The sequence below is a fragment of the Leucobacter sp. WKLB1 genome, assembly GCF_059696215.1.
Map to the genome: position 1 here is coordinate 44,342 of NZ_AP046115.1, position 15,092 is coordinate 59,433.

A 15,092-nucleotide genomic window follows, 5' to 3' on the forward strand; every position below is an offset into this window, starting at 1 on the left:
TCATGGATCTTCGAGTGGCTGCCTACGCGGTGGTAGAGCGGCGCGGCAAGATCCTGCTGACGCACTGGCGACGCGGGCACTTGCACGGGTGGACGCTCCCCGGGGGCGGCATCGAGAGCGGTGAGGATCCCCGCGACGCCGTGATCCGCGAAGTCGCCGAGGAGACCGGGCTCGAAGCCCGAGTCGGCAAGTTGCTCGGAGTCGATTCCCGCGTGATGGTGCGTGAAGAAGTGCCTGCCGGCGATGATCCCGAGCTCCATACGATCCGCATCGTCTACCGCGCAACGGTCTCCGATGGGCCGCTGCGGAACGAGGTTGGCGGCTCTTCAGATGAGGCGCGCTGGGTGCCGCTGCGCGAAATCAAGTCGCTGCGTACCCTCTCGCTGGTGCAGACGGGGTTGCGGATGGCGGGACTGCACCGTCGGCCTCCGGCGAAGGCCGTGAAGGGCGGAAGCCGGCAGCAGCGCCAGGGCAAGCCGCGCAAATAACGGAGTCTCTACACGGAAGGGGCGCCCGAACCAGTTGGTCCGGGCGCCCCTTCCGTATGCGTATGCCTTAGTTGGCGGTGGAACTCTCAGGAGCGACCCACAGCTCATCATCGGTGCGGAACGCTTGCCAGAGGGCATAGCCGACGCCCACTGCCGCGACGACGCCGATGCCGAGAGCGATCACGCCGCCCTTGCTCTTCTTCTCAGCCTTGAGGTAGCCGGAACGCTCACCGAAGCCGCGCACCTGCTTCGCAGCGTCGTGGTTGTCGAGCTCGTCGAGGGTGCGGATCGTGCGCGCAAGCGCGCTGGCGACAAACGGCGTCGTCGCACGGCGCACGGTGTCGGCTGCGCGCCGGGCATTGGCGACACCGCGGTCGATCTTCGGGCGCACGGCCTCGATCGCGTCATCCACGCGGGGTGCGAGGTGCTCATCGCTCAGCCGGCGAGCCTGGCTGCCGGCCTGACCCAGAACTTCGCCTGCGTGCCCGAGTACGAGGCGCTGCTGGTCGAGCAGCTCCTGGGCGTTCTTCCGCAGCTTGCGAAGTTCGCGGCGGCGCTTGCGTGAGAGATTCATTCGTATCCTCCTTGCTCGACGAGGCAAACCTGTCGGTGGTGTCACCCGTTGCGTCCACGCTACACCGAACCTGTGCTCGTGGGGCGTCCGTCGCGAACGATCGCCCAGGATTCCAGGCGTTCTCCGGGGTCGAAGGGGGTTGACAGCGATTTCTTTGTCAGCGCCGCCGCATAGACTGAAACCATGACCATTCACACTTCCGTAGCCACCATTCACACCAATCACGGCGACATCGTCATCAACCTCTTCGGCGATCACGCACCGAAGACGGTGAAGAACTTCGTCGACCTGGCAGAGAAGGGCTTCTACGACGGCGTCATCTTCCACCGCATCATTCCGAACTTCATGATCCAGGGCGGTGACCCCACCGGCACCGGTACCGGCGGCCCCGGCTACACCTTCGACGATGAGATCCACCCTGAGCTCGTGTTCGACCAGCCGTACCAGTTGGCAATGGCCAACGCAGGCAAGCGCCCTGACATGACCGGCCGTCTCGCGGGCACCAACGGGTCACAGTTCTTCATCACCACGACGGCTCCCGACTGGTTGAACGGCAAGCACAGCATCTTCGGCGTTGTCGCCGATGATGCATCGAAGGCTGTTGTCGACGCGATCTCGGGTGTGCAGACCGGTGGCCAGGATCGCCCGGTCGAAGATGTCGTGATCTCCGGCGTCGACGTCGTCGCAGCCTAAGGAATTCCGAAGGTGACGAACGAGTCGGGGCCGGCATTCGGCGAACGCGTCGAGTACGGCCCCGACGACGTCTGTTACCGGCACCCGAACGTCCACAGTTTCACGCTGTGCCAGCGGTGCGGCCGAACGATTTGCGGTGAGTGCCAGATCGTCTCTGCGGTCGGGGTGTTGTGCCCCGAATGCATGAAGCAGATGCAGGCGCCGGTGACACAGCGTGCTGCTCGGTCTACGCGGGTCGCGGGCCGTCGCATTGCGGCGCTGGAGACTCCGGTGACTTACGCGATCATGGCGCTCTGCACCGTGGTCTTCATTGCGCAGTGGCTGGGGTCGGCCTTTGCCGATGACGGAGTAACGCGCGCCCTCTGGTACGCACCGCTGTATTCCGTGCCCGGAGTGTTCGAACCGTGGCGACTGGTCACGGCGATGTTCACCCACTCCACCGGTTTCATCTTCCACATCCTCTTCAACCTGTACACGTTGTGGCTCTTCGGAAGAAACCTGGAGCAGATGATCGGGCGGGTGGCGTACGCGTTCCTCTACGTCTTCGCCGGAATCGGCGGATCGCTCGGCGTCATGCTCTGGGCGTATGCCGACCCGCAGACGATGCTCGTGCCCACAGTCGGTGCATCCGGCGCAATCTTCGGTGTACTCGCGGCCACGTTGGTCGCACTGAAGGCTGCTCAAGTGAATATCACCTCGCTCGCGGTGCTGATCGGTCTCAACTTCGCGATCGGATTCATCCCGGGTACAGCGATCTCTTGGCAAGCCCATCTTGGCGGGATGGTCGTTGGCGCATTGACGATGTGGATGATGCTGGCGACGCGAGGGCCGCGACGGCGTACTCTGCGCGTGACCGGTCTCATTGGTATCGGCGCGCTTTTGGTACTGCTGGCGGGCGCTTACTTCGTCATGGTGCCGGGAGCGTAAAGTCCGGGTGATCCGGTGCCCTTCGCATCGGGGAGAAACGACTGAAGGCCCTCGGGAAACCGAGGGCCTTCAGTTATCCACAGGTTCATCCCCAGTTGGGGAAGAATTACACCGGTGTGGTTTTCTGTCTGCTCGCCGAGAAAGCGGAGCTGAACAGCAAGTTTTCAGTTACTTCCACCACGGCGTCATCAGGAACCCGACGAGCACCAGGCCGAACCCGATAAAGATGTTTGCTTGGCCGAGTGCCGGTACTGGCAGCTGCAGCCCCGCGCTGGTGATGTAATACAGCACGATCCAGACGAGACCGAGCAGCATGAAACCGAACATGACCGGCTTGAACCAGACCGGGTTCGGGGCGTCTTTGCGCGCAGCAGCGAGCTCCGCACGGTTCTGTTCGACCTCGGCCGACTTGCGCTTGCTTACATTCTTCCCAGCTGCTGCCATGCCGACAGTCTACCTGGAACCCGGTCTGCGCCCAGAGTGCGCGTCCTAGAATATGGGGGTGAGCGAGACGACTGAACCTCGGCGCCGTCGGCGGCGTGCGCGGCTGAGCCCGCTCACCGTGATCGGCGAAGTGCTGCTGGTCGGCGGCATTGCCGTGCTGGGGTACATCGTGTGGCAGCCCTGGCACACCGGCGTGGGCGTGACGGCCAAGCAGACCGATCTGTCAGCGGAAGATTCGGCTCAGTGGGACGCCGAGGCTGCGACCGAGCCCTGGGACGGCGTCGTTCCCGTGCCGGCGAAGCCCGCAGCGGCAGATGTGTTTGCAGTGCTCCATGTGCCTGCTTTCGGCACGACGTATGCGAATCGCGTCGCGGAGACCACTGATTGGGATACGGTGCTGAATCTCGATGACAAGGGAATCGGTCACTACGAGACGACGCAGATGCCCGGCGAACCCGGTAACTTCGCGCTTGCCGGGCACCGATCCGGGCCGCTCATCAACTCCTTCCGTGAGGTGATGAATCTGCGCGTTGGTGATCCGTTGTTCGTCGAGACTCCCGAGGGCTGGTACACGTATCGATTCCGCTCGATCGAGTACGTGCTCCCCGATGAGGTCGACGTACTGAATCCGTTCCCGCGGCTCGAGGGCACTCCCGGCACGGATCAGATCTTGACGCTGACGACCTGCCACCCGAAGCTGGCGGGCAGCGACGAACGCGCCATCGCATACTCGGTGTATGAAGGCTTCCAGCCGCGCAGCGCGGGCCCACCGCAGGAACTGGTCGATCTCAACCCGACCATGGGCGCGACGCAGGCGCTGAGAGGAGATCAGGAATAATGTTCTCGATACTCTGGCGATTCTTCCCCGGCCCCGCCTGGCTGCGCGTGATCGTGCTGCTGCTCGTCGCGGCGGCCGTGGTCTACGCACTTATCGCATACGTGTATCCCTGGGTCGCTCTGCACATGCCGAGCGAGGAAGTGACGGTCGGCTCATGAGCAAGATTCTGGTCATCGACAATTACGACAGCTTCGTCTACACCCTGAACGGGTATCTACAGCAGCTCGGCGCCGAGACGCACGTCATTCGCAATGATGAGGTGACTGCCGGAGCACTCGAGGCGCTCGTTGCCGACTACGACGGCGTGCTCATCTCACCCGGCCCCGGTACCCCGACTGACGCCGGCGTCTCGATTGCGATGGTTGACCTGGCGCTGCGCACCGGTGTGCCGTTGCTCGGCGTCTGCCTGGGGCATCAAGCGATCGCCGAAGCGCTGGGAGCGACGGTGACGCATGCTGAAGAACTCATGCACGGCAAGGTGTCGCGAGTTCAGCACACCGATGACGCTTTCTTTGCCGGCGTCGCGCGAGAATTCGATGCGACGCGCTATCACTCGCTCGCGGTCGTGCGCGACACGGTGCCGGAAAGTCTCGTGATTACGGCAGAGACCGCGAGCGGCATTGTGATGGCGCTGCGTCACCGCGAGCTGCCGATCTACGGCGTGCAGTATCACCCGGAGTCAGTACTCACCGAGGGCGGGTATCAGCAGCTGGGCAACTGGCTGACCGTTGTTGGTGTTCCCAACGCTGCTGAGGTGGCACGCACGCTGTCCCCGCTGCTCGCGAAGTAGTACTCATGCAGGAGGGCCGCTGAGTTTCGGAACGCATCCGAAACTCAGCGGCCCTCCTGCATTGCTGCGGCGCTGGTGGAGTGGCTATCCTGCGCAGTACCGCAGCTCAAGACTCGATCGCTGCGGCTGCGACCCCACGGCGGACTGTGAGACGATCGGATACCCCTCGGCCGTCGGGCACGAATTATCCGCCGTGTAGGTGATGGTGAGGCCGAGGTTCTCAACCTGGGGCTTCGCGACCTGCATCGGTGCTCCGGTGACATCGGGGATCGGCACATTGCCACTCGACACCGTCATCTCGACACCGGTGCCGGATGCCACCGATGTGCCGGGTTCGGGTGTCACACTGAGCACACGGCCTGCGGCTTCGGTGGGATTGTCTTCTTTGGTGATGATGCCGACGGTCAAGCCGAGGTCATTCAACGCCTCTTTGTACTCGTCCTCTGACATACGACCGATACTCGGAACTTCTGCCTGCTCGGGGCCGGTCGACACGTAGATGGTGATGCTGTCGCCCGACGTGAGTACGGTGCCCGGTTCGGGATCGCTCGAGATGACGTGATCGTTGGCCACGTCAGCGTTGTTCTGCTCGACGCTGGTGACGATGAGGTCGAGGTTTCTCAACGAGTCGATCGCGTCGCCTCGCTGCATGTCGACGAGATCGGGCACGGTGCGAGAAGTGTCGGGCAAGAACTCCTTCGGTGCGAGCGTCACGAGCCAGAACACCACGGCGACGATCACCGCGCCGATGGTCAGAATCGCTGCCCAAGTCCACATGACCGGCGGGCGGCTCTGCGTGCGCGAGGCTCCGCCGGCTTCTGACAGTTGACGCAGTGCGAGATCTGATTCTGAGACCTCTTCGCCCCCGGAGAAGAGCACCGTGTCTTGCTGCTGCACGGCGAGCTTCGGCATCTTCCCGCTGGCGGCTTCACGCAGCGCTTCGCGGAACTCTGAAGCCGATTGGAAGCGCTTGGCGCGATCCTTCGCGAGACCGTAGAGCACGACGCGATCGAGCTCGGGCGTCACATCGGGGTCGCGATCGCTCGGCGGCTTCGGACGTTCGCTCACGTGCTGGTAGGCGACGGCCACGGCGGTGTCACCGCGGAACGGCACATCCCCGGTGAGGAGTTCGTAAAGCATGACCGCGGTCGAATACAGGTCGGTGCGCGCGTCAATGGACTCGCCCTTCGCCTGCTCCGGGGAGAAGTACGCGGCCGTGCCGAGAATCGCGGTGGTCTGCTGCAGCGTCGAAGAGGTGTCAGAGACGGCGCGTGCGATACCGAAATCCATCACCTTGACTTGACCACTCTTCGTGATCATGATGTTGGCTGGCTTGATATCGCGGTGCACGATGCCGGCTCGATGCGAGTACTCAAGCGCGGTGAGCACGGAGTCGACCACCCGGCACGCTTCGGACTGCGAGAGGCGGCCCTCGGTCTCGAGCTGGCGCAGGTTGGTGCCCTCGACGTATTCCATCACAATGAACGGAAGGCGCTTGGGGCCCTCGGCCGTTTGGATGAGGTCGTCGCCGGCGTCGAAAACGCGCACGACCGTCGGATGCGCCATGCGTGATGCCGACTGAGCCTCCTGGCGGAAGCGCGATCGGAACTGCTCGTCGCCCGCGAGGTCAGCCTTCATCACCTTGATTGCGACCTGACGCCCGAGCTTGGTGTCGGTGCCTCGGTACACGGTGGCCATGCCACCCTGGCCGACGAACTCCCCGATTGCGTATCGACCGGCGAGAATCCGCTGTTCGCCGACGTCGGTCGATTCGGGCATGTTCACCTCTTCCGTGCTCATGGGATGCCTTCCAAGTTTACCTGGGCGCTAGCCCCGAAAATACCGTGTGTTTAGTTCGCGGCAGCGGAGCCGCTGGCAGCTGCTCCGGCAGTTGCGCTCCCGGTCGCGCTGGATGAAGATGCGCCATTGGCGTTTGCATTCGACTCTGAGTCGCTGCCGTTATCGGCGTCAGCCTCCGAGTCGTCGGCGGCCTCTACCGTCACGCTCAGCTCCGGCGATGCGGGCGCGGAGGCCGAGTAGCTGCCATTCGAGCAGGTGAAGGTGTACGAAATGGTAATCGTTCCTTCCTTGGTCGCACGAACCTGGGCCGAGCCATTCGAAGCGGGGCTTGAGAGCGTGCCCCCGTCACTCACGGTTACGACGTAGTCGCTCGGGGTGAGTCCGGCTGGGCATGTGCCAGAGATGCCCTGAATGGCAAACGTGTCGCCGACCGTGACGCTCGACGGACCCGTCGGTGCGCCGGGCTGCGAGATATCTCCGAAGGCAACGCTGTATGTCAGGGTGATCGATTCATCGAGTGGCACGTTGCTGCCGGTCGGGTTGACGTCGGTCACCAGATTGGCGTTTGCGGGATCCGTCGGGTTCCCGGCAACCGTGCGCACATTGGTAAAGCCGAGGTCTGCCAACTGCTGCGCTGCGGCATCGACGTTTGTGCCGATCAGCGCATCTCCATCGATCTCGCCCGTCGTGGGCTTCGGCGGGGTGGTGGTCTTCGGCGGCGTGGTGGTCTTCGGAGTCGTGGTCGTCGGCGTCTTGTCGCTATTGCCGCTGTTGTTGTTCAGCAGCGCGATCGCCGTGCCACCGCCAATGAGCAGCAATAGTGCGAGCAGCGTGATGAGCGGCCACGTCCAGCGGCTCTTCTTCTTTTTCGGCGCGTCGTCGGCAGCGGCCTCGTCACTCTCCACACCCGAATCTGGGAGCACCGAGGTGCCCGGCAGCGCGGTGGTTTGCGGCAGCGCGGTGGTCGCGGCGTCTGACACGGTGGTCTGCGGCAGCGCCGTCGTGGCGGGCTGGCTGTCGCCGAGCACCTGCGGCACGTAGCTTGCCGCGAGCTGCACGTCACCGCGGTGCAATGCCGTCGCCGCCTGTGCGAGCTTGGCGGCGGTCAACGGTCGGCCTGCAGCATCCTTCGCGAGGCAGGCGTACACCAGATTGCGCACGGGCTCGGGGATGTCGGTCGGCAGATCCGGCGGGGTGTCATTTATCTGCGCCATGGCGATGGCGACCTGCGACTCACCGGTGAACGGACGCTTGCCGGCGAGGCACTCGTACGCAACGACACCGAGCGAGTAGATATCGGTCGCCGGCGTGGCGGTGTGGCCGCTGGCCTGCTCGGGGGCAAGGTACTGCACCGTTCCCATGACCTGGCCGGTCGCGGTGAGCGGCACCTGGTCGGCGATGCGCGCGATGCCGAAGTCGGTGATCTTGACGCGGCCCTCGGGCGTGATCAGCAGGTTGCCAGGCTTGATGTCGCGGTGCACGAGGCCGGCGTCGTGCGCGGCCTGCAGCGACGTCGCGGTCTGCGCGACGATACCGAGAACGCGGTTCGCCGGCAGTCGCCCCTCGCGCTCGATGATCGCGGAAAGCGGCTCGCCGGGCACGAGCTCCATGACGATGTAGGCGGATCCCTGCTCCTCGCCGTAATCGAACACGTTGGCGATGCCCTCGTGGTTCACGAGCGCGGCGTGACGGGCCTCGGCGCGGAATCGCTCGAGGAAGCCGGGATCGCCCATGTACTCGTCTTTGAGGATCTTGATGGCGACGGTGCGCCCGATGATGCTATCGGTCGCCTTCCACACTTCACCCATGCCACCGACGGCGATCCTCGAGCTGAGCTCGTAGCGTCCGCCGAATGTGATCCCTGCCGCTGGTCTCATTCGCTCAACACCGCTTCCATTACTTGTTTTGCCACAGCTGTCGGGAGGTCGTAAGAACCGCCCACGTTTTCGTATGCCTCGCCGCCACCATCGGCGATCACGACCGCGACCGCGACCTGAGGGTCATCCACCGGTGCGAAACCAGTGAACCACAAGGTATATGGCAACGGATTCCCATCCGCGTCATTCCCATTCTCGGCGGTTCCGGTCTTCCCGGCGACGCGCACGCCGTCGATGGCTGCTTTCTGCGCGAGTCCGTCCGAAGTGTCCACGCCGCGCTCCATCATCTGGGTGATGAGGTCGGCCGTCTTCTTCGAGATCGGCTGGCTGAACTGCTCGGGAGTGTATTCCTTCTCGACCGTGAGATCGGGCGTGATAACCTTTTCGACCACGTTCGGCTTCATGACCACGCCGCCGTTGGCAATGCCCGCGGAGACCATCGCGATCTGCAGCGGCGTCGCACGCACATCCTGCTGACCGATCGACGAGAGCGCGACCTGCGCCTTGCCGTCGGGAGTGGGCGACTGACTCGGGGTCACCGTCATCGGGATCGAGAGATCTTTCTCGAAACCGAACTGCTCAGCCATGTCGGAGACGGCGTTATCGTCGAGCTGCGTTGTCATCTCGGCGATGGGAATGTTGCACGACATCACGATCGCCTGCTCAAGCGTCGCCTTGGCGCCCGTGCCGCAGGTGCTGCGCGAGGCGTTCTGCAATACCGAGGTCGACTGCGGCAGGATCCATTGCGCCGGGTTGTCGAACTCGGTCGACGGCGTCGCTTTGCCGGCTTCGATCGCGGCCGCGGCGGAGACGAGCTTGTAGACCGACCCGGGGTGGTACAGGTCGCCGGCGATTGCGCGGTTCTGCAGGGGTTGGGTCGGGTCATCGTTGAGCTGCCGGTAGTTCGTGATGATGTCGGCGTTGTTATTGCTCGAGAGCTGGTTCGGGTCGTAACCGGGCGTCGACACCATGGCCAGCACCTTGCCGGTCTTCGGCTCAAGCGCCACGACGGCGCCCGAGAAACCGTTCTGCGTCATCGCGTCGTATGCCGCCTGCTGAGCCGCGGGGTCGATGGTGGTCTCGACCGAGCTGCCCTGCGGCTCGACGCCATTCAAAGTGTTCATGATGCGCGTGAAGAACTGCGCGTTGCCGCTGCCCGAAAGGTCTTGGTTCATGGCCGATTCGAGCCCGGTCATGCCCTGCTGGCGGGAGAAGTATCCGGTGAGCGGGGCGTAGAGCGGTCCGTTCGAGTACTGGCGCACATACCGGTAGTCGTCGTCGGTCGGTGTGGAGAACGCGACGGGATCGCCGTCGACCAGAATCGACCCGCGCTCCACCTTGTAGCTGTTCATCAGGGTGCGCGAATTGAGGTCGTTCGCACGCAGGTCATCGGCTTGCACGAATTGGATCATCGTCACCGAGAAGAACAGCACGATGAACATGCCGAACACGGCGCGGGTAATGAACTTGAGCGGCTTGTTCACGAGCGAATCACCAGCTTCGGTCGGTTGCGCACGGAATTCGAGAGCAGGATCAGCAGCGCGATGATGATCCAGTTCGACACCAGCGAGGATCCACCCGACGCCAGGAACGGCGCGGTGAGGCCGGTCAGCGGGATCACGCGGGTGACGCCGCCGACCACGATGAACACCTGGAAGGCCAGCGTGAACGCGAGGCCTGAGGCGAGCAGCTTGCCGAACTCGTCGTGGCCCGCGAAGCCGATCCGGAGCCCGCGACCGACGAGCAGCAGGTAGGCGGCGAGAATCACGAAGAGGCCGATCAGCCCGAGCTCTTCTCCGAGGCTCGGAATGATGTAGTCGCTGAACGACAGCGGGGTGACTTCGGGGTAGCCCTGGCCGAGACCGGTACCGGTCATGCCGCCGTTGGCCATGCCGAAGAGCCCCTGCACCATCTGGTAGCTTGCGCCGCTCGGGTCGGCGAACGGATCGAGCCAGTTGGCGAATCGGTTGCCGACATAGCTCAGTGTCTGGCTGGCGATGAGACCGCCGCCGATGAAGAGGCCGAGGCCGAGCACGATCCAGCCGATCCGGCCCGTCGCAATGTAGAGCATCGAGAGGAACAGGCCGAAGTACAGCAGAGACGTACCGAGGTCGCGCTGGAAGACGAGCACCGACATGGCGGCGAGCCAGAACACGATGAGGGGGCCGAGATCGCGTGCGCGCGGGAATCGGATGCCGAGAATCTTCTTGCCGGCCATCGCAAGCGAGTCACGGCTGCGCACGAGATACCCGGCGAAGAAGATCGCGAGCAGGATCTTGGCAATCTCGCCTGGCTGGAATGAGAATCCGCCGATGTGAATCCAGACGCGAGCGCCGTTGATCGTCTGCCCGATGCCCGGAAGCATCGGCAGCAGCAGCAGAATGACTGCGGCCAGGCCGGTCAGATAGGTGTACCGGAACAGCACCATGTGATTGCGGATCACCCAGAGGATGACGATTGCCGCGACCACCGCGATGGTCGACCAGAGGAGTTGACGCGATGCATCGGCGTCGGGTGAGCCCGGAGCCAAGGAGATGCGGTAGATCATCGCGACGCCCACCAGGTTGAGCATGGCCGCGATCGGCATGATCAGGGGGTCGGCGTCGGGGGCGATGCGTCGGATCGTGAAGTGCAGACCGAAGAGCGCGACGACGAACGCGATGCCCATCGGCAGCAGGGTCGCCGTGACGGCACCGTTCACCGTGAGATCGATGATGATGACGGCGGCGACGCCCACCGCGATCGCGAAGATCAAGAGCGAGAGCTCAAGACCGAGCAGTTTGCGGGGGGCGCGCAGCGCGGTGATGCGCTGCAGCACGGTTTCGCTCGTGCGGGTCTTCTCGAACGTGCGGGGCTCGTTCGCTCCGGCGGGTGCGTCAGTCATTCGCATCCCCCAATCGCAGCACGATGTCGCGCGCCTCCTCGATCGAGCCGGCAGAGAGCGTGCGACTCACCTGACGCTGCTCGAGCCCGTCGAGGTCGCTCAGCGGAATCTCGGTGTCTTCAGCGATCGAATGCAGTGAGAACGAGCCGATGTTCTGCTGCACGCCCTGATAGATGATGACAGTATCGCCGTCGGTGCCGACGAAGTAGCGGGTCTGCGTCCACTGGTAGCCGATGACGAGCGCGCCGCCGATCGCGACGAGCACGGCGATGGCGCCGAATGCCCACAGCAGGCGTCGACGGCGATTGCGTCGACGGGTTTCGGCCATGAGCTCAGCCAGGTACTCGTCGACGCGCGACTCGAAGTGGCTCTCTTCGACGACCGGAGGCTTGCGCACCGGGCGCTTGCGGCTGAGCAGGCGATTGCGGGCGGTGGACGTGCTGCCGTCGATGTCGGATTCGGCGGTCGCCGCCGAACCTGCGAAGCGCGGACCCTGATGCTTGAGCTCGAGCGTCTCGTCGGGATTGGTCGCCGGTGCAGCCTCGGTCTCGACGAGCACGACCGTCACATTGTCGGGCGCACCGTGCGACAGGCTCTTATCGATGAGCGCGTCGACGGCGCCCTGCAGCGACGAGCGGCGGCGCAGAATCTTCTCGATATCTTCGTCGTCAACGTACCCGCACAGGCCGTCGGAGCAGAGCAGCCAGACATCGTCGGGCCGGGTATCGACGACCTGCGTATCGACCTGCGGAGACGAATCGACGTCACCCAGCACCCGCATCAGCACGGAGCGACGCGGGTGGATCTTCGCTTCTTCTTCCGTGATCTTGCCGCTGTCGACAAGACGCTGCACGAAGGTGTGGTCTTTCGTGACCTGGCTCAACGTGTCGTCGCGCAGCAGGTACAAGCGACTGTCGCCGATGTGCCCGATGGCCAGCTGATCCCCCACCGGAATGATGCCGGTGAACGTCGTGCCCATGCCCGCGAGCTCGGGGCGGTCGCGCACCGTCGAGCGCAGCGCGGCATTGGTGTCGAGGATCGCCGTGCGCAGCACGTTGGTCATCGCCTCGGGGCTGCCCGTGGGCGGCACATCGAGTTTCGCCATGGCCTTCGCAGCGATCGCGGAGGCGACGTCGCCGCCCGCGTGACCGCCCATGCCGTCGGCGACCAGGTAGATGAAGTCACCCGCGAACGCGGAATCCTGGTTGTTCGAGCGCACCATGCCCACATGCGAGCCGATGGCGCTTTCGTAGACGACCGTCACGCTCAGGGCCTCAACTCGAAGGTGGTCGTGCCGATGGTGACGGGCGTGAACGGGGCGACGGGAACGGACTTCGTAACGCGAGCTCCATCGAGCTTTGTGCCGTTGGTGGAGTCGAGGTCGGTGAGAATCCACTGCTCACCGGTGCGCACGAGTCGTGCGTGATAGGTGGAGGTGTACTCGTCGACGATGACGAGTGTGGAATCGCTGCTGCGACCGATCGTGACGAGGTCTTCGTCGAGCTCGATCGAGGTACCGGTGGCGACGCCAGAGGTGATGACGAGGTGCTGCGGGGCGCCGAACCCGCCGGCGGAGGGCAGAGCGCCCCCGCTGGGAGTGATCGCGGGGCCCGAGTTGGGAGCGGCGGGCAGCGCTGCTGCTGCCTGCATCGGCGGCGCGGGGGCTGGTGAAGCCGGTTGCGGGGTGACGGCCTGTACGGACGGGCCCGACTCGCCCTTCATGCGACGCACGGGGGCACCGAACAGATCGCTGCGCAAGGCGTACACGATGGCGAAGATGAAGATCCACAGCAGCAGTAAGAAACCGATGCGGAGGATCAGGAGCGTGAGTTCGCTCGTCACAGGCCTCTCCAGAAGTCTTCGTCGATCCCCGGGGCGGCGCTCGGCGTCGCGTTCGGGTTCGGAGTGGGCGCAGCGCTGCGTCGCGGGGCAGGAGTGCTCTCGGGGGCCGGGGCTGCGTGAGTTGTGGGTCGTGCGGGTGCAGAAGTCTGGGGTGCCGGCGTCGCGCGCGTCGGGGCGGCGGGTGCCGGGGTGCGCTGCGCGGCGGCCGAGCGGCCGGGCACCAGCTGGAACTGGAGTCCGGTCTGGCCAATTGTGATGATCGTGCCGGGGGAGAGCGCGGCCTCGCGGAAGCGCTGGCCGTTGATCTTCGACCCATTGGTCGAGCCGAGATCTCGGGCGATGCCGGCCGCGCCATCCCAGATGAGCTCAAGGTGCTTGCGTGATGCAGCGTTGTCGCCGATGCGAATGCCGCAATCGCTGCCGCGACCGACCGTCGTGGTGCCGCGACGCAGTTCGTGGCGCGTGCCGTCGACATCGACGACCGCGACCCAGTCCACGGCTCCTTCGACGCGCGAGGCGTCGACCTGCAGCACGCCTGCCGTGATGGAGCGATCTTCGCGGATCTCGACGTCGGGCTCGCCGAGCAGCTGGTAGCTCTGCCGCTTGGCGTGCTTCAGCACGACCCCGCGCAGCTCTTGCTCAAGCGTGCCGCCGAGCTGCAGCAGCCGCGTCGCGTCTTTTTCAGAGACGCGCACGACGAACCGGTTGGGGGCGAGCACACGGTCGCGGTCGACGATCACGGCACCGATATCGAGCTCGCGCTTCAGTGCTGATGCGATCTCGACGGGCTGCACACCGGAGCGAAAGGTTCGGGCGAAGGCGCCGTTGACGGCACGCTCGAGCCCGCGCTCCACGCTGTCCAGAATGCCCACGAGTCGGTACGTCCCTCCATGAACCGCGGGCGGCGCCCGCGGCGGTTTGCTTTAGTTTAGCCCGCTTTGGTGTGCGGGCCCCAGGGTGCTAAGCTAGGGGAGTTGTCTGAGTGGAGACGCTCAGGAAACAACTCGCGCGAGTGGCGGAATGGCAGACGCGCTGGCTTCAGGTGCCAGTGCCCGCAAGGGCGTGGGGGTTCAAGTCCCCCCTCGCGCACGAGTTATTGAGAAAGGCCCCGATTCTTCTGAATCGGGGCCTTTTGCATGTGTGTGATCGCGTAGCCCAATTGGATTGTTCTCTATCGACCAGTCCAGAGACCAAGAATTGGCCGTGACGGCGCGGGGAGCACCTGGATTACCATGTGAACGTCCGAGTCTGCGCGCACCGAAAAGGCGATCCTTATGACCCCAGTCGATCGCAGCGGTCGTTCTCCCAGTGCCGTTCAGAGGGCCGAAGCGGCACACATCGAGGAAATGGCAGCAGTGCTCACTGACGCCTTCCATAAGGATCCGGTCTGGGGGCCAGCGTTCTCGGGGCAACCTCACTGGCGCACCGCTGCGAGGGATTACTGGCGTCTCACTGTCTCGGAAGCACTGAGATTTCCCGATTCGCGTGTCGCCGTCGGCCTGAGCGGTGAGATTGCGGGTGTGGCGGTGTGGATCCCCCCGGGGCATTCCGAGTTCAGTGCTGCAGCGGAATCCCGGTACGAGGCCTTTGTCGGTGAATTGCTGGGGGAGGACGCGGGAACTGCGCTCATCGATGCGGGTCATCGATTTGGCGATGCCCGGCCTCACGAACCTCATGCGTATCTCACTCTCCTTGCGGTCGCTGCTTCGAACCGCGGCGGAGGCGTGGGTATGCGACTCTTGCGGGCGTGCCTGGATGTCTGGGACGAATTGGGCATTCCGACCTATCTGGAGTCCTCGAACCCCGTCAACGATGCCCGGTACGAAGCCTTGGGATATAAGAGGCACGGCACGGTGCGTCTTGCGACGGGTACCGAGGCCGGAACGTTTTGGCGAGACCCCGCGATAAGAACCTAAATCTAGGGGCTTGGGCAGA

16 protein-coding genes and 1 tRNA gene are annotated in these 15,092 nt (G+C 64.4%); 8 read left to right on the forward strand and 9 right to left on the reverse strand.

Annotated features, from left to right (window positions below):
* Positions 1 to 2: 2 nt before the first annotated feature.
* The gene (locus ACZF5Y_RS00230) at positions 3 to 488 is read left to right on the forward strand and encodes an NUDIX hydrolase (protein WP_497533811.1); all 486 of its coding nucleotides are present in this window, start codon (positions 3 to 5) and stop codon (positions 486 to 488) included.
* A 67-nt stretch (positions 489 to 555) separates the two neighbouring features.
* Here ACZF5Y_RS00230 and ACZF5Y_RS00235 read toward each other — a convergent pair whose 3' ends face one another.
* Complete coding sequence (locus tag ACZF5Y_RS00235) at positions 556 to 1,062, reverse strand: DNA/RNA helicase (protein WP_497533812.1); 507 nt, start codon at positions 1,060 to 1,062, stop codon at positions 556 to 558.
* 183 nt (positions 1,063 to 1,245) lie between these two features.
* On the opposite strand from ACZF5Y_RS00235, the gene ACZF5Y_RS00240 reads away from it, so the two are divergent.
* Together ACZF5Y_RS00240 and ACZF5Y_RS00245 are read left to right on the forward strand one after the other, a co-directional pair.
* On the forward strand, positions 1,246 to 1,755 hold the full coding sequence (locus ACZF5Y_RS00240; RefSeq protein ID WP_053351415.1) for a peptidylprolyl isomerase: 510 nt from the start codon (positions 1,246 to 1,248) through the stop codon (positions 1,753 to 1,755).
* A gap of 270 nt (positions 1,756 to 2,025) precedes the next feature.
* Positions 2,026 to 2,682 carry a rhomboid family intramembrane serine protease gene (locus ACZF5Y_RS00245; RefSeq protein ID WP_497533813.1) on the forward strand — a complete coding sequence of 219 codons (657 nt, stop codon included), beginning with the start codon at positions 2,026 to 2,028 and terminating at the stop codon, positions 2,680 to 2,682.
* A 168-nt stretch (positions 2,683 to 2,850) separates the two neighbouring features.
* Here the strand turns inward: ACZF5Y_RS00245 and ACZF5Y_RS00250 are convergent, their stop codons facing one another.
* A complete protein-coding gene (locus tag ACZF5Y_RS00250; RefSeq protein WP_053351413.1) occupies positions 2,851 to 3,126 on the reverse strand; it encodes a cell division protein CrgA in 276 nt (91 codons plus the stop codon).
* A 58-nt stretch (positions 3,127 to 3,184) separates the two neighbouring features.
* On the opposite strand from ACZF5Y_RS00250, the gene ACZF5Y_RS00255 reads away from it, so the two are divergent.
* Genes ACZF5Y_RS00255 through ACZF5Y_RS00265 form a run of 3 tightly spaced genes read left to right on the forward strand, consistent with a single transcriptional unit; the run spans position 3,185 to position 4,754 of the window.
* Positions 3,185 to 3,964, forward strand: coding sequence for a class E sortase (locus ACZF5Y_RS00255; protein ID WP_239683903.1), 780 nt, complete (start codon positions 3,185 to 3,187; stop codon positions 3,962 to 3,964).
* Positions 3,964 to 4,122: a hypothetical protein gene (locus ACZF5Y_RS00260; protein WP_497533814.1), complete on the forward strand. Its 159-nt coding sequence runs from the start codon at positions 3,964 to 3,966 to the stop codon at positions 4,120 to 4,122. Before ACZF5Y_RS00255 ends, ACZF5Y_RS00260 begins: the two co-directional genes overlap by 1 nt.
* A complete protein-coding gene (locus ACZF5Y_RS00265) occupies positions 4,119 to 4,754 on the forward strand; it encodes an anthranilate synthase component II (RefSeq protein WP_497533815.1) in 636 nt (211 codons plus the stop codon). Before ACZF5Y_RS00260 ends, ACZF5Y_RS00265 begins: the two co-directional genes overlap by 4 nt.
* Before the next feature lie 84 nt (positions 4,755 to 4,838).
* Here ACZF5Y_RS00265 and pknB read toward each other — a convergent pair whose 3' ends face one another.
* Genes pknB through ACZF5Y_RS00300 form a run of 7 tightly spaced genes read right to left on the reverse strand, consistent with a single transcriptional unit; the run spans position 4,839 to position 14,029 of the window.
* Positions 4,839 to 6,554: a Stk1 family PASTA domain-containing Ser/Thr kinase gene (gene pknB, locus ACZF5Y_RS00270; protein ID WP_497533816.1), complete on the reverse strand. Its 1,716-nt coding sequence runs from the start codon at positions 6,552 to 6,554 to the stop codon at positions 4,839 to 4,841.
* A gap of 50 nt (positions 6,555 to 6,604) precedes the next feature.
* Positions 6,605 to 8,431, reverse strand: coding sequence for a serine/threonine protein kinase (locus tag ACZF5Y_RS00275; protein WP_497533817.1), 1,827 nt, complete (start codon positions 8,429 to 8,431; stop codon positions 6,605 to 6,607).
* Entirely contained in the window at positions 8,428 to 9,915 is a 1,488-nt protein-coding gene (locus ACZF5Y_RS00280; protein ID WP_497533818.1) for a peptidoglycan D,D-transpeptidase FtsI family protein, read from the reverse strand. The genes ACZF5Y_RS00275 and ACZF5Y_RS00280 overlap by 4 nt, the downstream gene beginning before the upstream one ends.
* Positions 9,912 to 11,315: an FtsW/RodA/SpoVE family cell cycle protein gene (locus ACZF5Y_RS00285; protein ID WP_497533819.1), complete on the reverse strand. Its 1,404-nt coding sequence runs from the start codon at positions 11,313 to 11,315 to the stop codon at positions 9,912 to 9,914. The genes ACZF5Y_RS00280 and ACZF5Y_RS00285 overlap by 4 nt, the downstream gene beginning before the upstream one ends.
* Positions 11,308 to 12,579 (reverse strand): PP2C family protein-serine/threonine phosphatase, encoded by a 1,272-nt coding sequence (locus ACZF5Y_RS00290; protein WP_497533820.1) that lies wholly within the window; start codon positions 12,577 to 12,579, stop codon positions 11,308 to 11,310. Before ACZF5Y_RS00290 ends, ACZF5Y_RS00285 begins: the two co-directional genes overlap by 8 nt.
* 2 nt (positions 12,580 to 12,581) lie before the next feature.
* On the reverse strand, positions 12,582 to 13,157 hold the full coding sequence (locus tag ACZF5Y_RS00295) for an FHA domain-containing protein FhaB/FipA (protein ID WP_497533821.1): 576 nt from the start codon (positions 13,155 to 13,157) through the stop codon (positions 12,582 to 12,584).
* Positions 13,154 to 14,029, reverse strand: a complete 876-nt coding sequence (locus ACZF5Y_RS00300) for an FHA domain-containing protein (protein ID WP_497533822.1) — start codon at positions 14,027 to 14,029, stop codon at positions 13,154 to 13,156. The genes ACZF5Y_RS00295 and ACZF5Y_RS00300 overlap by 4 nt, the downstream gene beginning before the upstream one ends.
* 134 nt (positions 14,030 to 14,163) lie before the next feature.
* Between ACZF5Y_RS00300 and ACZF5Y_RS00305 the strand changes: the two genes are divergently transcribed.
* Together ACZF5Y_RS00305 and ACZF5Y_RS00310 are read left to right on the forward strand one after the other, a co-directional pair.
* Positions 14,164 to 14,246 (forward strand) — tRNA-Leu (locus ACZF5Y_RS00305).
* A 257-nt stretch (positions 14,247 to 14,503) separates the two neighbouring features.
* The gene (locus ACZF5Y_RS00310) at positions 14,504 to 15,073 is read left to right on the forward strand and encodes a GNAT family N-acetyltransferase (protein ID WP_497533823.1); all 570 of its coding nucleotides are present in this window, start codon (positions 14,504 to 14,506) and stop codon (positions 15,071 to 15,073) included.
* The last annotated feature ends 19 nt before the right edge of the window (positions 15,074 to 15,092 follow it).

What these genes read in the sequence shown, in the direction of transcription:
- ACZF5Y_RS00230 (WP_497533811.1), top strand. Translation starts at nt 3, where the DNA reads ATGGATCTTCGAGTGGCTGCCTACGCGGTGGTAGAGCGGCGCGGCAAG.
- ACZF5Y_RS00235 (WP_497533812.1), bottom strand. Translation starts at nt 1,062, where the DNA reads ATGAATCTCTCACGCAAGCGCCGCCGCGAACTTCGCAAGCTGCGGAAG.
- ACZF5Y_RS00240 (WP_053351415.1), top strand. Translation starts at nt 1,246, where the DNA reads ATGACCATTCACACTTCCGTAGCCACCATTCACACCAATCACGGCGAC.
- ACZF5Y_RS00250 (WP_053351413.1), bottom strand. Translation starts at nt 3,126, where the DNA reads ATGGCAGCAGCTGGGAAGAATGTAAGCAAGCGCAAGTCGGCCGAGGTC.
- ACZF5Y_RS00260 (WP_497533814.1), top strand. Translation starts at nt 3,964, where the DNA reads ATGTTCTCGATACTCTGGCGATTCTTCCCCGGCCCCGCCTGGCTGCGC.
- ACZF5Y_RS00265 (WP_497533815.1), top strand. Translation starts at nt 4,119, where the DNA reads ATGAGCAAGATTCTGGTCATCGACAATTACGACAGCTTCGTCTACACC.
- pknB (WP_497533816.1), bottom strand. Translation starts at nt 6,554, where the DNA reads ATGAGCACGGAAGAGGTGAACATGCCCGAATCGACCGACGTCGGCGAA.
- ACZF5Y_RS00275 (WP_497533817.1), bottom strand. Translation starts at nt 8,431, where the DNA reads ATGAGACCAGCGGCAGGGATCACATTCGGCGGACGCTACGAGCTCAGC.
- ACZF5Y_RS00285 (WP_497533819.1), bottom strand. Translation starts at nt 11,315, where the DNA reads ATGACTGACGCACCCGCCGGAGCGAACGAGCCCCGCACGTTCGAGAAG.
- ACZF5Y_RS00310 (WP_497533823.1), top strand. Translation starts at nt 14,504, where the DNA reads ATGGCAGCAGTGCTCACTGACGCCTTCCATAAGGATCCGGTCTGGGGG.